Here is an 18,422-nt window from a genome sequence, read left to right on the forward strand (position 1 = left end):
ACAGCAGCGGTTTTACATCCGCCATTCCAGCCCGACGAACAGGCTGCGGCCATCGCCGGGCAGGAACTGTGCACTGTCCAGGCCCTTCGCGTCGGCTATCACCCCAGTCGTGGCAACGTAGGTTTTGTCGGAGAGGTTGCGGCCTTCAACGAAGAAACCGAAGCCCTGCGCCGGTCGGTAGCCACCCTTCAGACCCCAAAGCGCATAGCCATCGGCATACAGGGTTGCAGCCTGATCGACAGTGTAGTGGTTAGGTACCCACTCGAAGGTTGGCCCCGCGTACCAGCCTTCCTGCTGCCACAGGGCTTCGCCCTTGATGAATTGACGCGGGGTGCCTGCCAGGCGGTTATCGCCGTAGACGTTGTCGCCATCGAAGCGGAAGTCGTTGAACAGGTACTGGCCGCGCAGCACGAACTGATCGAAGGTCAGCGAACCGCCCAACTCGATGCCTTGGTGAATCGTGCGGTCGGCATTGACGGTTCCCAGCGGCTGGCCATTGCTGTCGTTGAGCGCGAGCAGTTCGTCGCGGATCTCGCTGCGGTACAGCGCCAGGTCCAGATCGAGGTTTTCCCGGGACCAGCGCATACCGGCTTCCACGGTATTGGCTTTCTGTTCTTTGTTTTTGTTCACCACCTGGCCGCCGGTAAGTTCGGAGAAGGTGGGTGGCTCGAGACTCTGGCTCAGGTTGGCAAACACCTGCAGCCCTTCCGCCAGGTCATGGCGTATACCGATGCGGCCGATATGACCCTGGTAGGTCTGGTTGAACGATTCATCCTGTGGCAGGCAGAACGCCGAGACGGATGCGTTGCACTTGAGACGGTCGTCGACGTCTCGCTGCTGATGCAGCCAGGCGACACCGCCGATCAACGCCAAGCGTTCGGCCACCGGGATCTCCAGTTCGCCAAAGACATTGAGGTTGCGCCCGGTCTGGTGCAGCTCGTTGACCTTGCGCCCTTTGTGCCCGGCAACGTTGACGTAGCGCGAGTCCCAATTGCGTCCCTGGCTGGCTTCCACTCCACCGGTCCAGCGCCAGCCCTTGTTCTCCCACTTATGCGCCAGACGTGCGCCATAGTCCTCACTATCAATATTCAGTACCTGGAAAATCGGGTGGGACAACGACTTCTCGCTGTAGTACGAGGACAACTCCAGGCTGTGGCCATTGTCCAGCTGCAAGGTACTGATGTTGCCGATCCGATTGAGGGTGAAGTCGCGCTTCTGATCATTGCCGATGCTGCTCGCGGACGCTTGCCTGGCGTCGCTGCGCATCTGTGCCTTGGTCAGGCTGCCGGGCAGCTCTGAGTCGGTTTCGACGTGGGTCAGGTAGAAGCGGGTCGCCAGGCGTTCGCCGATGCGGCCGCCGAGGTTGGCGAAATAGCGCTGGTTATCCTGACTGGAATGTTCGCGGTAGCCGTCCTGGTTGGAGTCGGAAATGCTCAGGAAAGCATCCCAGTCCCCAAAGTCCTGGGCGAAAGCAGCGTATCGGCGCTGATAGCCAAAGCTGCCTCCCTCATAGCGCAGGTCTACCGGTGGCGCGGTCTTACCGGTGGGAGTGACGAAGTTGATCGCTCCACCGAGGTTGGCTGCACCATAGCGCCAGGCATTGGCGCCACGCAGCACCTCGATATGGTCGGCGGCCAGTGGCTCGATGGTCTGGAAGTCGAAACTGCCATCGGCCAGATTGACGGGAGCACCGTCCTGCATCAACAACAGACCACGTCCGTGGAAAGTGCGCTGCAGGCCCGAGCCACGAATCGACAGGCGCGCTTCCTCGGCGCCGAAACGTGGCTGGATGAGTACGCCGGTAGCCAGGCCCAGGGCATCCTGCAAGGTGCTGCTACGCCCGGTCTTGTAGGTCTCGGCATCGATGACGGCGGCAGCGCCGGGAATGTGCGAGAAATCTGCGCGCGTCTCTGAAATAGTAGGGGCGGTCGGGTCCTTGCGGTATTCGCTCTTGATCAGGGTTTCTTCAAGTTCAAGGTGTTCGGCTTGTGCAAAAGGAATCAGGCCCAGGCTCAAGGCCAGGCTCAGCAACGGAATATGGCGCATGGTGCGCTCCTCACATCTTGTTTTTAGGCGTTCGAATGGGCAGACAGCGTCTTTTCAGGCCGGGCTGCCGTTCAGACAGACACACTCAGGTGTCCGCAGGAAGGTGCGGATGTGGGTGCTGCGAACGTTTTTACGGGGAGGCGCGGGGGTTGGCGGGAGGCCAGGTGGAGCGGGGAGAGATGCTGGCGCGTTGTTCTCGATACGCGAATGTAGTGCCCGTGGGCCGCATCAGCCAGCCAAGGCAAAGCAACATGCCAATGCTTAAGGTGAATGCGCTACACAGTGGACAACCCAGGGAGGGCATCAGGCTTGGGCTTTTTGAGTCGCCTGAGTCCCCGTCCAGTCCAGCTGCGGAGTGGTTGTCGACCGAGCAAAAGAGCCCGCCGCTACTATTGAGATCCAGACCGCTCATTTGCCCATGATGAACTCCGCAGGCGAACAGACTGAACAGGACGCTGGCGTACAGGATCCATGCAGTTAGTGAGCGGTCATGGCGGGCAAGTTTCATGGGCGGCGACTCTAGCACCGAATTTCTTCCGGGGAACAGATGTTGCGAGTGGCCGATTGCCGCAGGGGCTAATGCCGGAACCCTGCCAGTTCCCGCTGCACTAGACCATGGTACTTACTACCCTGCATCAGGGTTTAATTCACCCACTGTTCCGGGGTTAAAACTACCCGAATAACGCCAATTCCCTGATAAACAGCCCGTTAATGATTGGCATGATTAATGGATTGCATAAGGTCGAGCTTTCCATCAGCAACGCGAATCATCAAATCTGTTGCGCTGATGGCCATACCAGGCGGGCCGGACCTCATCAGGTGGCGACCCGCATTTGTGCAATCGACATGACGCCTGCAATGGATACCTTGATCCAGCGCAAAGACGTGTCGCACCAATGGGGCGATTCTTATGTTTGAAGTCAACGCGGGCAACCTTGAGCAAAGCGCCGAGTGCTTTGCGGCCTATCGGGCCAATTCCAGGCGTCCGGTAGCCGTGGACGATGTTGGTTCAGGGTCGGGCGTTCGTTGGTCGATGGCCGGCCTGCTGTGGGTGGGCCTGGTGGCCTGCCTGCTGGTTCAGTAGTGAATTATTGATCGTGAGTGTCTGGCGTGATTCAGCCGTCTACGGCTGGGTCCTGTTGCGGTTGCTCAGGGATCAATCCCGTCTCGACATTTCCGGCGATTGAGTATTCTGTATGGTTGAAGTCACTCCAGTTTCCCGTGTACAGCACACCCTGCTGGAAGATGTTTTGGCCGTGCTCGTCGGCACGTTGATGGTCTCGTTCGGCATCATGCTGCTACGCCAGGCGGGTGCGCTCACAGGCGGTACGGCGGGAGTGGCTTTCCTGATCCACTACGCCTCGCAGGTTTCATTCGGCACGGCTTTCTTCCTGATCAATCTGCCTTTCTATTACCTCGCCATCCGGCGCATGGGCTGGGCGTTCACACTCAAGACCTTTTGCGCAGTCGCCCTGGTTTCGCTGTTCACTGACCTGCATTTGCGTTTTATCCATATCGATCAGCTCCAGCCAATCTATGCCACCTTGTTCGGCAACCTGATCATGGGGCTGGGCTTCATCGTGCTGTTCAGACACCGGGCGAGCCTGGGCGGGGTCAACATCCTTGCGCTCTACCTGCAGGACCGAACAGGCCTGCGTGCCGGCAAACTGCAGTTGATGGTGGACGTTGCGGTCATGCTGGCTTCGCTGTACGTCGTGAGTGTGCCAGCGCTGATCGTCTCCATAGCGGGAGCGGTGGTGTTAAACCTGATCATTGCGATGAATCATCGGCCTCACCGCTACGCAGCGTGACCGTCGGCACTAGCGGGCAGATGAGATGTGTGAGAGGGATCTCACTCCATATATATTCTTTGAGTCAGACAGTAGCCGCGATTTCTTACTGCACGAAACAGGCGCTCCCCGGCAAAACACTTTTTGAACTTTACCTGTAGTCGACTCAAAATCATTTCCAGACCGCAATAGCGGTCGGGTTCTCTTCCGATACTATAAATCAGCTCTTCTTTGCTGATGATGCGCTCCTCTTTCAGGTGCATGTTTCTTACAATCAGACTCTCTATTTTTGTCAAGGATATTTGACTGATGCCGTTGAGTAGAATGCGATTATTTACGTCAAGTCGCCAGCTTTTACAGCGTTGAGATGATTTTTCTGTATGGGTTGTCATGTCGTTAAGGTTGATGAGTTTTGATGGCGTCGCAATGCGAAAAAAACAGATTGATTCAGCGATTGCGGAGTTCTGTCACGGACCGTGCGAACGGTACGAATTATTTTCGTTGAGCCAATTCATCAATTAAGTCAGGAAACGCATTAGTTGAACCCGGTTTTTACATAAGACGGATGTTCAACCTTTGAATTTATGCAAATTACCAAGCCTGCTATTTGATAGCCAGCTAACAAAATGTAACAGTTTGTTGCATTTACCGCAACAATGCACCGACAAGGACATTTTTTGTGCACGAAAGCCCCGATGTAGAGCCTCGCGCACAGGGCGGGGCGGCAAGATCGTCAGCTACGGATCGGGCCATCGGCAGGTTGGCTGAAACCATGGAAGGAGGCGAAGCTCGCCACCGGTTCGCGTGGGGTTTGCAGGCTGTTTTCTGGTGCGTCACGATCTTCATGGCCAAGCGCAATGCCACAGACCAGGATGTCGTTATCCGCGAGAGGCAAGTGTTGGCGTATTACCTGGTGGTACCAGGCGAACGCGGCTTGGGCGCAGGTATGTAAACCCTGGCCCCTGGCGGCGAGCAGGATGTTCTGGATGAACATGCCTAAATCCATATAACTGCCCGTGTTGAGTCGGCGATCCAGGCTGATCAGCAGGCCTACCGGGGCATCGAAGAACTGGTAGTTGCGTAGCATTTGCTCATGACGGGCAGTTGCATCGTTGCGTTCGATGCCGAGTTTTTCATACAGGCTGAAGCCGACCTCGCGGCGGCGTTGCTGATAGGGCTCGAACCAGGCGGTTGGGTAGTACTCGTATTCGGCAGCATGCTGCGCGGCATCGTTTGTTGCTGCTGCGAGAATATCGTCGCATAGGGATTGTTTGGCCTGGCCAGTCAAGACATGCACATGCCAGGGCTGTACGTTATTACCGCTGGGTGCCCGTGACGCTACCTTGAGAATATGTTCGATCACCGGTTTCGGAACTTCCCATGGCTTGAAACTGCGGACTGATTTGCGTGAGCGGATGGCGGCATCGATATGCATGTGTGGGGTCTCCCTATGCTGTCATTGGCCGCGATTGCGGCCAGGATTACTTACCAGAACTTGAAGGTGTAACCGACGATGATGCGGTTTTCGTCGACATCCGTTGTATGGCTGCCGCGGTAGGCAACATTGCGCAACCTCAGGCTGACGTTTCTCAAAGGTCCACTCTGTATGACGTAGGCGACATCAACGTCACGTTCCCATTCCTTGGCGTTTACCCCGGCGATTTCAAAGTTGTCGCCTGACACATAGCGCGCCATCAAGGTCAGCCCCGGGACTCCGATCGTCGCCAGGTCGTAGTCGTAGCGAACCTGCCATGAGTCTTCCCGGGCACGCAGGAAGTGGTGGTAGGTAACGGTGTTGAATGCCCAGGGATCGGTGCCACCGGCGATGAAGGGCATGCCGGTATCGCCGCTCTGGTTCTGGTAGCTGGTGCCAAGGGCATGACCTTTATAGGACAGGGTGAACATGGCCCCCAGGTTGCGGTTATCAACGTTGGTGCGGCCTTCATTCTCGCTCTGGAAATAACGCACCTCCGACTTCAGGTTTAATCCTTCAGTCAGTCCCAGGTTGTGAATGAGATTGCCGTAGTGCTGGTTGTAATTGTCCTGCAACTCGGCAAAGAAGTAGGTTGCGTTCAGGCTCGGCAGCAACGCGTAAGTGGCACCTGCATAGTTAAAACGATCACTGGCTACGCCTCCGGTGGAACCATCGGCAAACATGTTCATGTCTTCGTAGTCGGTCGAGTTACGCAGGCGGGTGGCGCGGAACTGGCCGCCGGTCAACGTCAGTTTGTCGATGTCAGTGGAGACCACCTGCGCACCTTGAAACGTCTGCGGTAACAGGCGGGTGTCATTGCGAAACGCGATCGGCAGTGTGGGTGCATGAGTGCCGATGGTCAGTACGCTGTTGGCCATTTTGGCTTTAGCCGTAGCACCGACAAACCCAAAACTGTCTGAAACGTCGCCGTCACCCTGCACCTGCAAGGCGCCTGCACCACTGGTTCCACCGCCGGAATCCAGTTTCAGTCCGAGCAGTCCGAGGGCATCCACGCCAAAGCCCACCGTGCCTTCGGTGAAGCCTGAGTTGTAACGCAGCATAAAACCCTGTCCCCATTCTTCAGCTTTGTGGTGGGCCGTGCCCGGGTTGTCGCGAAAATCACGGTTGATGTAGAAGTTGCGGGCTTCAAGTGTCAGGTGGCTGTCGTCATTGAATTCGGCAACGGCCTGCTGAGCGACAAAGGTGGTGCTGATAGCGAGTGCAATGGACAGCGTTTTGGAATCGTCAAGCATGGTTGGACCTCTTTTTTTTATTGTGGAGAACAGCCAGCTATTGCGTTTAAGGAGGTGCTTTGTTTCTGAACTACGAGCATTTTTCAGGGACGAGTCGTCCCGTAAAGCGAAGGTTGAAATTCGCTTTTTTGTTGTGGTTAAACAGTCGCTGAAGGGTGACTCAGTTGAGTTCGGCGTAGCCTCTGATGCGGATTCTGCCTTCTTCATTGGTGAGTAAAAGTTCACGTGACCGGGTGCCTGTTTGATACAGCCGAAGCTGATCGCTCAGCGCAATGGGTGACAGGAAGCGCACGCCAAACCGCTGTAGATGTGCAGGATCCAATAGCGTGCCGAGCATCCCCATGCCCAGCATTCCCTGTGCGAAAACATCCGCGTGCCCGGCCCGACAAGCAATGGCCGGCTCCAGATGCACGCGGTTGTCATCGCCAGAGGCGCGGGCGAAGGCGCCGATTTGCTCGCGGCTGATCGGCATCGCGGTTTGCACTGGCTCGACGTCCTGCACCTCAAATTCTAGGCCTTTGCCGGGTATGCCCGGCACTGGCACCGCGACATAGACGCTGAGCATTTCGCAGGCCAGGCTACCGTCGGCTGTGTGCATGAGGGTTTTCTTGTGCAACAGGCTGAAGCGCGGCTTTTTGATCACCTCGGTCAACTCGGCGCTGCTGCTATAGAGCAGGCCGGATTGCAGTGGCCGGTGGTAGTGGAAGTGCTGTTCGCCATGCAGTAATTGATGAGCCCCCAGGCCTGTCAGGGTGAGCAGTTGATCGACTACCCGGTGATCCATGTCGGCGCTGAAAGCCAGTGTCGGCGCAGGCTCGGTGCGGTGTGGCGCGAGGCCGATTGCAAGGTTCAAGGCACTCACCCGCTGGGGCGTGAACGACCAACTGCAGTCGGCAAAACGATGACCCTTGAGGTGGCTGAGGTCGGTCAGCATTACCAGCCTCCCGAGACGCTGAGCGACTCACCGGTAATCGCGCGTGCCGCATAGGAGGCAAGAAACACTGCACTGTCGCCGATTTCACTGGGTTCCAGCAGACGCTTCATCGGTTGGCGAGCGAGGATGTGTCGTTGCAGCGCCTCTTCCTCGCTGATGCCATCCTGGGCAGCCAGTTGCGGCAGTTGCTTTTCCACCAGCGAGGTACGCACCGCGCCTGGGAGTAGGGCGTTGGCAGTGATCCCCTGGTTGGCGGTCTCCAGGGCCAGGGCGCGGGTGAGACCGATCAATCCGTGTTTGGCGGCGACGTAGGCGCTTTTATAAGGTGATGCCAGTTTGCCGTGGACCGAGGCGATGTTGATGATGCGCCCGTTCTGTTGCGCGAGCATGCCTGGCAGGGCGTGTTTACTCATCAGGAAGGGACCAGTGAGCATCACCGCCAACAGGGTGTTCCACTTGTCCAGCGGGAAGTCCTGCACCGGCGAAATGTGCTGCAGGCCGGCGTTGTTGACCAGTACATCGAGGGTCGGTCGTTCTGCGAGCAGTTGCTCGAAGAACGCCGCGATCTGTGCTTCGCTGGTGACGTCCAGGGCATACGCCCTGGCATTGGGCAGCTGGTTGGCAGCCTGTTCGGCAGCCGCCAGGTTGATGTCGCACAGAGCCACGAAATCACCTTGGGCAGCGAACGCCCGGGCAATCGCTAAACCGATACCCTGGGCGGCGCCTGTAATGATTACGGTGCGGACTGGTTGAGTCATGTGAGTTTCCCGAATCATGCCGCTTTAAGGCGGCAGCGGCTGATGACAAAGAGCGCATCGGTGTTGTCCATCGATGAGAGGTCGCCGGGGTCCTGGCCCAGGTAGGCCGCGCGGATCACCCGGCGTATGACTTTGCCATTGCGGGTCTTGGGCAGCTCGCTGACGTAATGCAGTTGCTTGGGCCGCATGGCCTTGCCCAGCTTGCTGCCGATAAGATCCAGCAGCTCGGCTTCCAGTGCAGCATCCGGCACGCTGCCGGGGTGCAGCACCACGAAACACACCGGCGCCTCGCCCTTGATCTCGTCCGGAATGCCAATGGCGCCTGCTTCCAGTACCTGCGGATGGCTGACCAGAATGGATTCCATTTCTGCCGGCCCGATACGCTTGCCGGCCACGTTCAAGGTGTCGTCGGAGCGTCCGGTAATGGTCCAGAACCCTTCAGGATCGATCACCGCCCAATCGCCGTGGACCCAGGTGTTGGGGAAACGATCGAAATACGATTGTTCGTAGCGTTCAGGTTCCTGCCAGAAGCTGTGGGTCATACCGATCCACGGCTTGGCCAGCACCAGTTCACCCAGCGTTTGCTTTACCGACTGGCCCTCGGCGTCGCAGACCTGGGCCGCCATGCCTGGCATTCGGCTGTTGAAGGTCACTGGCGAGATGGGTTTGACCAGCACATTGGTCAGGATGCCGCCGCCGATTTCGGTTCCGCCGGCATAGTTGATGATCGGGTAGCGACCCTGGCCGACAGTGTTGAACAGCCATAGCCAGGGTTCGGGGTTCCAGGGTTCGCCGGTCGAAGTGAAGGCGCGCAGAGCGCTCAGGTCGTGCCCTTGGGCAATGGCGTCACCAAACTGCATCAGCGAGCGTACCAACGTAGGTGAAACGCCGATGTGGGTGGCTTGATGGCGTGCTCCCAACTGCCAGACCCGATCCGCTTGCGGGTAGTCCGGCGAGCCTTCATACAGTACTGCACAGGCGCCATTGATCAGGCTGCCGAAGACGACCACCGGGCCGGTCAGCCACCCCATGTCGGTGATCCAGAACAGGCGGTCGTTTTGCCCGACATCCATGCACAGACCCACGTCCAGCGCTGCCTTGAGCGGGAAGCCGCTATGGGTATGCACCGCGCCCTTGGGTTTACCGGTGGTGCCCGAGGTGTAGATGATCATCATCGGTGACTGGCTGTCGACCACGGCGGTTGGGCACTGGCTGCCGTCACAGGCTTGCAGGTCTGCGAAATCGATATCGCGGCTGTGCCAGGGAGTATCACGTCCCAGGCGTTTGACCACCACCACCTTCTCCAGCATCGGACTCAGTTCGGCGGCCTTGTCGGCCTCTTCTTTCATGCGGATGACTTTGCCGCGGCGCAGGAAGCCATCAGCGGTGATCAACAGCTTGGCGCCGCTGGCCTCCAGGCGCGTCGCCAGCGCTTCGGCGCCGTAGCCGGAAAACGCCGGGGTGAAGATGGCCCCGAGCTTGACCACTGCCAGCAGCGCAACCACGGTTTCGATCAGCATCGGCATGTAGATCGCCACACGGTCGCCAGCCGCTACGCCCAGCTCGCTGAGACCCTGAGCGACGTTGTTCACCCGCCGCGCGAGTTCGCCGTAGCTGACTTCAACGACCTGACCGTCCTCGCTTTCCCAGATCAGTGCCGGTTGCCGGGCCTGGACCGGTTCCTCGGCCCAACGCTCCAGGGTGGAGCGGACAATGTTCAGTTGGCCGCCTTCGTACCAGCGGGGATGCTGAATGCCGCCAGCATCGTTGAGGGCGGTGTGATAGGGCGTGTCCCAAATAATGCCCAGGGCTTGCTCCAGGGCTTGGGCAAACCATTGTGGATCATTGGTCGAGCGCTCGAGAAAGCCCTCGTAGTCGCTTTCGCCCAGTGTTTGCATCCATTGATGCAGTCGGGTGCGCTGGATAGATTCCTTGCTGGGTGTCCAAACGACGGAACTGTTCATGCCTATCTCCTGATCGTTATTCATCTGCGCGTTATTTGAAGTTTTTATTAATCAGCAGCTTGATCCAGCCGACCACGCCTGAGCGAAAGCACAGCACGCAGATCACGAAGATGCCGCCCAGAATTGGCGCGCCCCACGTGCCCAGGGGCGATTCGGCCAGAAGGTGTTGCAGCGAGACCACAATGGCGGCACCGACGAAGGGGCCGAGCAAGGTGCCGACACCGCCGAGCAAGGTCATCAGCACCACCTCGCCGGACATATGCCAGTGCGCATCGGTCAGGGTCGCCAGCTGGAACACCACGGCTTTAGTCGAGCCAGCCAGGCCCGCGATACCCGAGGAAATGACGAACGCCAGCCACTTGTAGCGATTGACGTTGTAGCCCAGGGAGGTGGCGCGGTCCTCGTTCTCGCGGATGGCCTTGAGGATCTGGCCGAAGGGCGAGTGCACCACGCGGCGAACCAGGGCAAACCCGAGCACGGTGATAGCCAGCACGAAGTAGTACATGGCGTTGTTGTTGGCCAGGTCGATGAAGCCCAGCAGCTTGCCGCGACTGATGCCGTGCAGCCCGTCTTCACCGCCGGTGAACGGAGCCTTGAGGAACAGGAAGTACAGCAACTGCGCCAGGGCCAGCGTAATCATCGCGAAGTAGATACCTTGACGGCGAATGGCCAGGGCGCCGAAAACCGCGCCGATCAGGGCTGCAGCCAGGGTGCCGCCGATGATCGCCAGTTCCGGGCCGACACCCGGGTGTTGGCTCATCAGGTAACCCGTGCTGTAGCCGCCGGCCGCGAGGAAGGCCGCATGCCCGAAGGAGAGCAGGCCCGTGTAGCCAAGCAACAGGTTGAAAGAGCAGGCGAACAGGCCGAAGCACAACAGCTTCATCAGGAACACCGGATAAGCGACCCAGGGCGCCACCAGGCCGATGACAATCAGGGCCAGGTACAGCATGTTCAGTTGGCGTTGTTCGTGGGCTTCGCGGTGTTGCGGGATATACAGCCTGGTTTTGGCATTCATGGCTTACGCCTCCTTTCCGAACAGACCATTGGGGCGAATCAGCAAAACCAGAATCATCACGAAGAAGATCACGGTTCCGGCCGCCTCGGGCCAGAAGACCTTGGTCAGGCCTTCGATCAAACCCATGGCCACACCGGTGATGATGGCGCCCATGATCGATCCCATGCCGCCGATCACCACCACTGCGAAGACCACGATCAACAGATTCGAGCCCATGGTCGGCGATACCGAGTAAATCGGCGCCGCCAGCACGCCGGCGAAGGCCGCAAGCGCCACGCCGAAGCCGTAGGTCAGGGTGGTCAGCAGGGGCACGTTGACGCCGAAAGCCTGCATCAGCCCGGGTTTTTCGGTGCCGGCGCGCAGATAGGCGCCGAGGCGGGTTTTTTCGATCATGCACCAGGTGAACAGGCACATGCCCAAGCCTGCTGCCAGCACCCACGCGCGGTAGGCTGGCAGGAACATGAAGTCCAGCTTGAATCCGCCTTGCAAGGCTTGCGGGATCGGATAACTGCTGCCGGAAACACCGAAGACATTGATGAAGCTGCCTTCGATGATCATGGCCAGGCCAAAGGTCAGCAGCAGGCCGTAGAGATGATCCAGGTGAGCGATGCGCCGCAGCAGCAGACGCTCGATGAGGATACCCAGGGTGCCAACGGTCAGAGGCACCAGAAACAGCGCCGCCCAGTAGTTGATACCGAAGTATTCGAGCAACAGCAGTGCCGCGAAGGCGCCCACCATGTACTGCGCGCCATGCGCAAAGTTAATGATGCGCAGCAAGCCGAAAATCACCGCCAGCCCAAGACTCAATAACGCGTAAAACGCGCCGTTGATCAGGCCCAGCAATAGCTGGCCAAACATTACAGCCAAGGGCACACCGAATATTACTGTCATTGCCGTCGTCCTCTAGCGGGTTACAGGGGCTATGCGCTCGTGACCCGAGGATCAGTTCTTGACGAGCTTGCACTTGCTTTCAGAGAGCGGCAGAAAGGCGTCGTCGGCCGGGATGGTGCCGAGGATCTTGAAAAGGTCCCAATCACTCTTCGACTCTTGCGGGGTCTTCACCTGGGCCAGGTACATGTCGTGGACCATGCGGCCGTCGACGCGCACGCGTCCGTTGTGGCTGAACATGTCGTTGATTGGGGTTTTCATCAGGTACTCGCGCACCACCGCAGGATCATCGGAGCCCGTGGCTTCGATGGCTTTCAGGTACTGCGTGGTGCTGGAGTAGAGACCGGCCTGGACCATGGTCGGCATGCGCTTGATACGCTCGTAGTAACGGTTGGCCCAGGCGCGGGATTCGTCGTTCATGTCCCAGTACCAGCCGGTCACGAACCGGGTGCCCTGGGCGGTTGGCAGGCCGATGGCTTTGATATCAGTGATGAACACCATGAGGCTGGCGATGGTCTGCCCACCTTCCATCAGGCCGAACTGTTTGGCGGTGGAAATGGCGTTGACCAGGTCAGAGCCGGCGCTGGCCAGGCCGATGATCTTCGCCCCCGAGGCCTGAGCCTGAAGGACGTAAGACGAGAAATCACCGGTCTGGAAAGGATGCCGAGCCTTACCGACGATCGTGCCGCCGCTTTCGGCCACGGCTTTGGATACTTGCTCTTCCATGGCATGACCGAAGGCGTAGTCGGCGCTCAGCAGATACCAGCTGTCACCCCCTTTGGCGACAATGGCCTTGGCCGCACTGTTGGATACCGAGTAGGTGTCGTAGACGTAGTGAATGTGGTTAGGCGTGCAGTATTCGTTGGTCAGGCTGGCGGCGGCCGCGGTGGAGACGATGGCGAAGCGGTTTTTTTCTTCCACCAGGCGGGTGACGGCGATGGCTACCGGCGAGGCGTTCAAGCCGGCGATCAGGTCGACACCGCGCCGGTCGATCCACTCGCGGGCGGTGTTTGCACCCAGGTCGGCGTTGTTCTTATGGTCGGCCTCGAACAGCACGATTTTCTTGTCGCCAACCTTGTAGTTGAAGTCTTCAACGGCCATGCGCACCGCTTCCAGGCCACCGGCGCCGGCCAGGTCGCTGTAGGGGCCGCTCAAGTCGTCGAGATAACCGATGCGGATTTCATCATCATTGATGCTGGCTTGGGCGGTACTGGCCATCAGGCACAAAACCAGTGCGCTGGCGACGGCTTTTGCCAGACGGGAAGTGCCAAATTTGAAAGCAGCTGACATGTGAATCTCCAAGGCTCAATTAGAGCTCGTTATTCTTATGGGTTGGATACACAAGGGTTAAACGCCGAGCATGGCGTTGAGTTTTTCCCGTTTTCCGTCCAGCTCCGCGGCGCTGAACCGGTCGACTACCTGACCGTGTTCGATCAGGTAGTGCCGGTCGGCCAGGGGGGCGGCAAAGCGGAAGTTCTGCTCCACCAGGACGATGGTCATGCCACGGCGCTTGAGTTGCGCCAGGACCTCGCCGAGTCGCTCGACGATCACCGGGGCCAGGCCTTCGGTGATTTCGTCGAGCAGCAGCAGGCTGGCACCGGTACGCAGGATGCGCGCCAGGGCGAGCATTTGCTGTTCTCCGCCGGACAAGCGTGTGCCCTGGCTTTTGCGCCGTTCGTGAAGGTTGGGGAACATGCCGTAGATCTCGTCCAGCGACATGCCGCCACTGGCCACGGTCGGCGGCAGCATCAGGTTTTCTTCAACGCTGAGACTGGCGAAGATGCCTCGTTCTTCCGGGCAGAAACCCACACCGAGGCGAGCAATTCGGTGGGCGGCGATGCTCAGGGTTTCACGGCCATTGATGAGGATCGAACCGGTGCGGTGGCCGACCATGTTCATGATCGCACGCAGGGTCGAGCTGCGGCCGGAGCCGTTGCGCCCGAGCAGCGTCACCAGCTCGCCGGGATAGACCTCGAGGTCGATGCCGTGCAGCACGTGGGACTCACCGTAGAAGGCGTGCAGGTTGCTGACGGACAATTGTGCGCTGCGCCGGTTCATGCGTGCACCTCATCGGCTTCTTTGCCCATGTAGGCTTCGCGTACCAGTGAGTTGGCCGAGACGCTGGCGTAATCGCCTTCAGCCAGCACCGCACCGCGCGCCAGTACCGTGATGCGGTCGCACAGACGGCTGACCACGCTCAGGTTGTGTTCGACCATGAGCACAGTGCGCCCGGCGGAGACGCGGCGAATCAGCTCGACGACTACGTCCACGTCCTCGCTGCCCATGCCCTGGGTCGGCTCGTCAAGCAGCATCAGGGTCGGTTCCAGCGCCAGGGTGGTGGCCAGTTCGAGCGCGCGCTTGCGGCCGTACGGCATCTCCACTGCCAGCACGCTGGCATAGGCCTCCAGGCCGACTTCGCACAACAGCTGCAGAGCGCGCTCATTGAGGTGGTTCAGGCGTTTTTCCGGGACCCAGAAGTGCCAGGAGTTTCCTTCGCCGCGCTGTAGCGCGACCCGCACGTTTTCCAGGGCGGTCATGTGACCGAACACCGCCGAAATCTGGAACGAACGGACCAGACCCTGGCGGGCGATCTGGTTGGATTTAAGGGCAGTGATTTCCTGCCCCTGATACAAAATCTGCCCCTGGGTGGGGGCGTGGAACTTGGTCAACAAGTTGAAAAAGGTAGTCTTGCCCGCGCCGTTGGGACCGATCAGCGCGTGGATATGCCCTGTTTGTACCTTGAGATCGACCGAGTTGACGGCAGTGAAGCCGTTGAACTCTTTGGTCAATCCCCGTGTTTCGAGGATGACGTTGCTCATTGCTGTGCTCTTCCTGCCAGGTAGTGATTGTTTTTATTCACCGGCACCATGCCCGGGAGCATGGGTGAAGCCTTACCGCAGGGCGCGGAGGCAGGAAGGGAAGAGGTGTTGAGCCTGCTAGTCCTCCGGCTGGTCCGGCAACCCGTTGCCAAGGGCGACCTTGGCCAAATCGACATGCAACTTGGTGAGAAAATGCAGCAGGCTGACACTGTCGTCGAAACTGAAGCCTTTCAACGCCTGCTGGTAAAACTGGTAAATCCTTTCCTGCAGCGACTCCCAGAACGCCTTCCCGGTGTCCGTCAGTTGCACCAGACGCGCGCGTCCGTCGTCGGGGTGCGGTATGCGCACCACATGGTTGTCGCGCTCCATGCGCTTGAGCACGCCGTCCAGACTCTGCCGGCTGACCACCAGGTACTCGGTCAACTGGTTGAACGAGATGCCTTCCTCGTAGCCTTCGCGGGACAGGGCGCCGAGCACCGCCCACTGCACGGTGCTGATGCCCATCTCGTTTTGCACTTGCCGTTGCAGGGTATTGCCCGTCTGGAACAGCCTGAAGAACAGGCGGTTGGGTATTCCCCTGGTGTTATTGCTGGTCATTGAGATTCCTTGTCGATCCGGTCGGCGCTAGTGTTTATGACAACACCCTGCCTGCCGGAGCAAACAAGGCGTCACTTGGGAACGAATTCCCGGGCGATGATATTTTTCATTATCTGTGCGGTGCCGTCACCGATTTGCAGGCCGAGCACATCGCGCAGGCGCTGGGCAAATGGCAGGTCCTCGCCGTAGCCGGTATGACCGTGGGCCAGCAGACACTGCTTGACCACGTCGAACGCCAGCTTTGGCCCCCACCATTTGTTCATTGCCGCCTCGGCATTGTGTGGCAACTTGTTGTCCTTTAGCCACAGCGCGTAGTAGCACTGAAGGCGGGCGGCATGCACATAGGTCTGTAATTCGGCGAGCGGATGGGTCAGACCCTGGAAGGCCGAGAGGTTCTGGCCGAAGGCCTGGCGTTCGGTCAGCCATTTCCAGGTTTCGTCCAGCGACTGCTGGGCTATCGCCAGGCACTGCAGGCCGATCAACGCACGGCTGTAGTCGAAGCCCTGCATCACTTGTTTGAAGCCTTTGCCCTCATCCCCCAGACGATGGTTTGCGGGTACTTCCACATTGTCGAAGAAGATCGAACCGCGGCCGATGGCACGCTGGCCGGCGTCTTCGAAACGCGTGGTGCTGATGCCTGGCAGAGTCATCGGTACCAGGAAGGCACTGATGCCGTTGGCGCGCGACTCCTGGGTGCCGGTGCGGGCAAAGACTACCGCAACGTCCGACTGATCGGCCATGGAGATGGAAGTCTTCTCGCCGTTCAGGACATAGACGTCGCCTTTGCGCTCGGCCTTCATGCGCAGGCTGGCTGCGTCGGAACCGCCACTGGGTTCGGTCAGGGCGATGCAGACAATTTTCTGCCCGGCGGTGATCGCGCTCAGCCACTCCTTGGCCAGTTCCGGCGAGGCGTGCTGGGCGATGATCTGGCCGTTCAGCGAAGCCAGCAGCGGTATATAACCCACGTTAAAGTCACCGCGGGAGATTTCCTCGATGATGATGCCTGCGGTGACGCAGTCCAGGCCGCTGCCACCGAATTCTTCCGGCAATTCGCCACCGAGCAGGCCCATTTCGCCCATCTGCTGGATCACTGAACGCTCGATTTTTCCCTCAAGGTCACGAGTGCGATAACCAGGCGCAAGCACGTCGGCGCTAAAGCGGGCAACGTTGTCACGAATAGCGTTTTGTTGTTCATCGAATGCGAAATTCATGGTTCTCTCCAAGCCTGGGCCGGGGTTGTGCCGGCAGCGCAGAAGCTGCCGGAACTGGGATCACTTGTAGAACTTGCGGAACTCCGGCTTGCGTTTCTCTTTGAACGCCGCAGTCCCTTCCTTGGCTTCATCGGTGTCGTAGTACAGGCTCAGAGCCTGCATTCCCAGCGCGCCGATGCCCGCGATGTTGGCGCTGTCGGCGTTGAACGAGCGCTTGGCGATGGACAGGGCGGTCGGGCTCTTCTCGAGGATCTCGTCGCACCATTTCTGTACTTCGGCATCCAGTTCTTCATGGGGCACTACCGCGTTGACCAGGCCCCAGTCGTAGGCTTGCTGAGCGCTGTATTTGCGGCACAGGTACCAGATCTCACGGGCGCGTTTCTCGCCGATGATGCGACCCAGGTAGGCGGTGCCGAATCCCGGGTCAACCGAGCCGACTTTCGGGCCGACCTGACCGAAGATGGCCTTGTCGGAGGCGATGGTCAGGTCGCAGACGACGTGCAGCACGTGGCCGCCGCCGATGGCGAAACCATTGACCCGGGCGATCACCGGTTTCGGTACTTCACGGATCAGGCCCTGCAATTCTTCTACCGGCAGACCGATCAGGCCGCGGCCGTCGTACTGACCTTCATGAGCGCCTTGATCACCGCCGGTGCAGAACGCTTTGTCGCCCGCGCCAGTGAACACGATGACGCCGACTTCCTTGTTCCAGCCAGCGCGATTGAAGGCGTGGATCAGCTCCATGCAGGTCTGGCCGCGGAAGGCGTTGTAGCGATCCGGACGGTTGATGGTGATGGTCGCAACACCTTCGACTTCGGTGTACAGAATGTCTTCGTAAATCATGGAAGTTCTCCTGGTTAGCCGGCCATGGTCAGGCCGCCGGACACGGAAATAACCTGTCCGGTGATGAAGTTGGCGTCGTCGCTGGCGAGCAGGGCGATGATGCCCGGGTAATCTTCCGGTTGGCCGAGGCGGCGCATCGGAACGGCGTTCTTGAAGGCTTCCATCAGCTTCTCCGGATTGCTCGAGGTCGCCGCTACGCTCTTCAACAGGGCGGTATCGGTCGGGCCCGGGCAGACCACATTGAAGTTGATGTTCTTGGTCGCCAGTTCGCGCGCCAGGGTTTTGGACAGACCCACCAGGCCTGCCTTGCAGGCGGCGTACACGGCTTCGCCAGAGGAACCGACGCGGGCGGCGTCGGAAGCCACATTGATGACCTTGCCGCCACCGGCTTCAAGCATCTTCGGCAGCACGACGTGGTGCATGTTCAGCGCACCGGTCAGGTTGATCGAGATCAGCTGTTGCCACATGGCCGGCTCAGTCTTGAGGAAGGGCATGAAGCGGTCGAAGCCAGCGTTATTAACCAGTACGGTCGGTACGCCAAGGTCTTTTTCGATGGCTGCCACGGTCTCGACGATGGCGGCGTAATCGGTGATGTCGGCGGCGTAGGCTTTGGCCTTGCCATCGGCTTGGGTGATCAGCTCGACGGTGGTCCGGGCGGCGGCGGCGTCACGATCAAGCACCGCAACCAGGCAGCCTTCAGCGGCAAAGCGCTGGCATACGGCACGACCAATGCCGCCGCCACCACCGGTGATGATTACGGTTTTTCCAGTAAGACCTTTCATGCAGCAGTCCTCATAGTGTTTTTGATTGAATTTCTGGTATTGCCAGTG

General features: G+C 59.2%; 19 protein-coding genes. 3 read left to right on the forward strand and 16 right to left on the reverse strand.

Annotated elements, in window-relative coordinates:
• Nucleotides 1–12: 12 nt before the first annotated feature.
• Both AC3IUA_RS13020 and AC3IUA_RS13025 read right to left on the reverse strand, forming a co-directional pair.
• Complete coding sequence (locus AC3IUA_RS13020) at nt 13–2,046, reverse strand: TonB-dependent receptor family protein (protein WP_489361438.1); 2,034 nt, start codon at nt 2,044–2,046, stop codon at nt 13–15.
• A gap of 130 nt (nt 2,047–2,176) precedes the next feature.
• Nucleotides 2,177–2,554 (reverse strand): DUF2946 domain-containing protein, encoded by a 378-nt coding sequence (locus tag AC3IUA_RS13025; protein WP_489361439.1) that lies wholly within the window; start codon nt 2,552–2,554, stop codon nt 2,177–2,179.
• 203 nt (nt 2,555–2,757) lie between these two features.
• Here AC3IUA_RS13025 and AC3IUA_RS13030 point away from each other — a divergent pair, with 203 nt between their 5' ends.
• From AC3IUA_RS13030 to AC3IUA_RS13040, 3 genes are all read left to right on the forward strand, one after another.
• Complete coding sequence (locus AC3IUA_RS13030) at nt 2,758–2,964, forward strand: hypothetical protein (protein ID WP_489361441.1); 207 nt, start codon at nt 2,758–2,760, stop codon at nt 2,962–2,964.
• Nucleotides 2,957–3,130 (forward strand): hypothetical protein, encoded by a 174-nt coding sequence (locus AC3IUA_RS13035; protein WP_489361442.1) that lies wholly within the window; start codon nt 2,957–2,959, stop codon nt 3,128–3,130. Before AC3IUA_RS13030 ends, AC3IUA_RS13035 begins: the two co-directional genes overlap by 8 nt.
• A gap of 112 nt (nt 3,131–3,242) precedes the next feature.
• A complete protein-coding gene (locus AC3IUA_RS13040; RefSeq protein ID WP_489361444.1) occupies nt 3,243–3,857 on the forward strand; it encodes a YitT family protein in 615 nt (204 codons plus the stop codon).
• A 712-nt stretch (nt 3,858–4,569) separates the two neighbouring features.
• Here the strand turns inward: AC3IUA_RS13040 and AC3IUA_RS13045 are convergent.
• The 14 genes from AC3IUA_RS13045 to AC3IUA_RS13110 form a co-directional block, all read right to left on the reverse strand.
• Nucleotides 4,570–5,271, reverse strand: coding sequence for a nitroreductase (locus tag AC3IUA_RS13045; protein WP_489361446.1), 702 nt, complete (start codon nt 5,269–5,271; stop codon nt 4,570–4,572).
• A gap of 50 nt (nt 5,272–5,321) precedes the next feature.
• Nucleotides 5,322–6,563 (reverse strand): OprD family porin, encoded by a 1,242-nt coding sequence (locus AC3IUA_RS13050; RefSeq protein WP_489361448.1) that lies wholly within the window; start codon nt 6,561–6,563, stop codon nt 5,322–5,324.
• A gap of 160 nt (nt 6,564–6,723) precedes the next feature.
• Nucleotides 6,724–7,497 carry an FAS1-like dehydratase domain-containing protein gene (locus AC3IUA_RS13055; protein ID WP_489361449.1) on the reverse strand — a complete coding sequence of 258 codons (774 nt, stop codon included), beginning with the start codon at nt 7,495–7,497 and terminating at the stop codon, nt 6,724–6,726.
• A complete protein-coding gene (locus AC3IUA_RS13060) occupies nt 7,497–8,255 on the reverse strand; it encodes a 3-hydroxybutyrate dehydrogenase (RefSeq protein ID WP_489361451.1) in 759 nt (252 codons plus the stop codon). The genes AC3IUA_RS13055 and AC3IUA_RS13060 overlap by 1 nt, the downstream gene beginning before the upstream one ends.
• Nucleotides 8,256–8,269: 14 nt before the next feature.
• Nucleotides 8,270–10,219 (reverse strand): AMP-binding protein, encoded by a 1,950-nt coding sequence (locus tag AC3IUA_RS13065; protein WP_489361453.1) that lies wholly within the window; start codon nt 10,217–10,219, stop codon nt 8,270–8,272.
• Between the two features lie 31 nt (nt 10,220–10,250).
• Nucleotides 10,251–11,234, reverse strand: a complete 984-nt coding sequence (locus AC3IUA_RS13070) for a branched-chain amino acid ABC transporter permease (RefSeq protein ID WP_489361454.1) — start codon at nt 11,232–11,234, stop codon at nt 10,251–10,253.
• A 3-nt stretch (nt 11,235–11,237) separates the two neighbouring features.
• Nucleotides 11,238–12,125 (reverse strand): branched-chain amino acid ABC transporter permease, encoded by an 888-nt coding sequence (locus AC3IUA_RS13075; RefSeq protein ID WP_489361456.1) that lies wholly within the window; start codon nt 12,123–12,125, stop codon nt 11,238–11,240.
• Between the two features lie 51 nt (nt 12,126–12,176).
• The gene (locus AC3IUA_RS13080) at nt 12,177–13,412 is read right to left on the reverse strand and encodes an ABC transporter substrate-binding protein (RefSeq protein WP_489361458.1); all 1,236 of its coding nucleotides are present in this window, start codon (nt 13,410–13,412) and stop codon (nt 12,177–12,179) included.
• 57 nt (nt 13,413–13,469) lie between these two features.
• A complete protein-coding gene (locus AC3IUA_RS13085) occupies nt 13,470–14,180 on the reverse strand; it encodes an ABC transporter ATP-binding protein (protein WP_489361460.1) in 711 nt (236 codons plus the stop codon).
• Nucleotides 14,177–14,941: an ABC transporter ATP-binding protein gene (locus tag AC3IUA_RS13090; RefSeq protein ID WP_489361462.1), complete on the reverse strand. Its 765-nt coding sequence runs from the start codon at nt 14,939–14,941 to the stop codon at nt 14,177–14,179. Before AC3IUA_RS13090 ends, AC3IUA_RS13085 begins: the two co-directional genes overlap by 4 nt.
• Before the next feature lie 117 nt (nt 14,942–15,058).
• Nucleotides 15,059–15,538, reverse strand: a complete 480-nt coding sequence (locus tag AC3IUA_RS13095; protein WP_489361464.1) for a MarR family winged helix-turn-helix transcriptional regulator — start codon at nt 15,536–15,538, stop codon at nt 15,059–15,061.
• A 71-nt stretch (nt 15,539–15,609) separates the two neighbouring features.
• On the reverse strand, nt 15,610–16,749 hold the full coding sequence (gene aliB / locus AC3IUA_RS13100) for a cyclohexanecarboxyl-CoA dehydrogenase (RefSeq protein WP_489361466.1): 1,140 nt from the start codon (nt 16,747–16,749) through the stop codon (nt 15,610–15,612).
• Between the two features lie 60 nt (nt 16,750–16,809).
• Nucleotides 16,810–17,592, reverse strand: a complete 783-nt coding sequence (locus AC3IUA_RS13105; protein ID WP_489361467.1) for an enoyl-CoA hydratase-related protein — start codon at nt 17,590–17,592, stop codon at nt 16,810–16,812.
• Nucleotides 17,593–17,606: 14 nt separating this feature from the next.
• Nucleotides 17,607–18,374 carry an SDR family NAD(P)-dependent oxidoreductase gene (locus tag AC3IUA_RS13110; protein ID WP_489361469.1) on the reverse strand — a complete coding sequence of 256 codons (768 nt, stop codon included), beginning with the start codon at nt 18,372–18,374 and terminating at the stop codon, nt 17,607–17,609.
• Nucleotides 18,375–18,422 lie beyond the last annotated feature (48 nt).

It is taken from the genome of Pseudomonas sp. KH_050 (assembly GCF_057838875.1).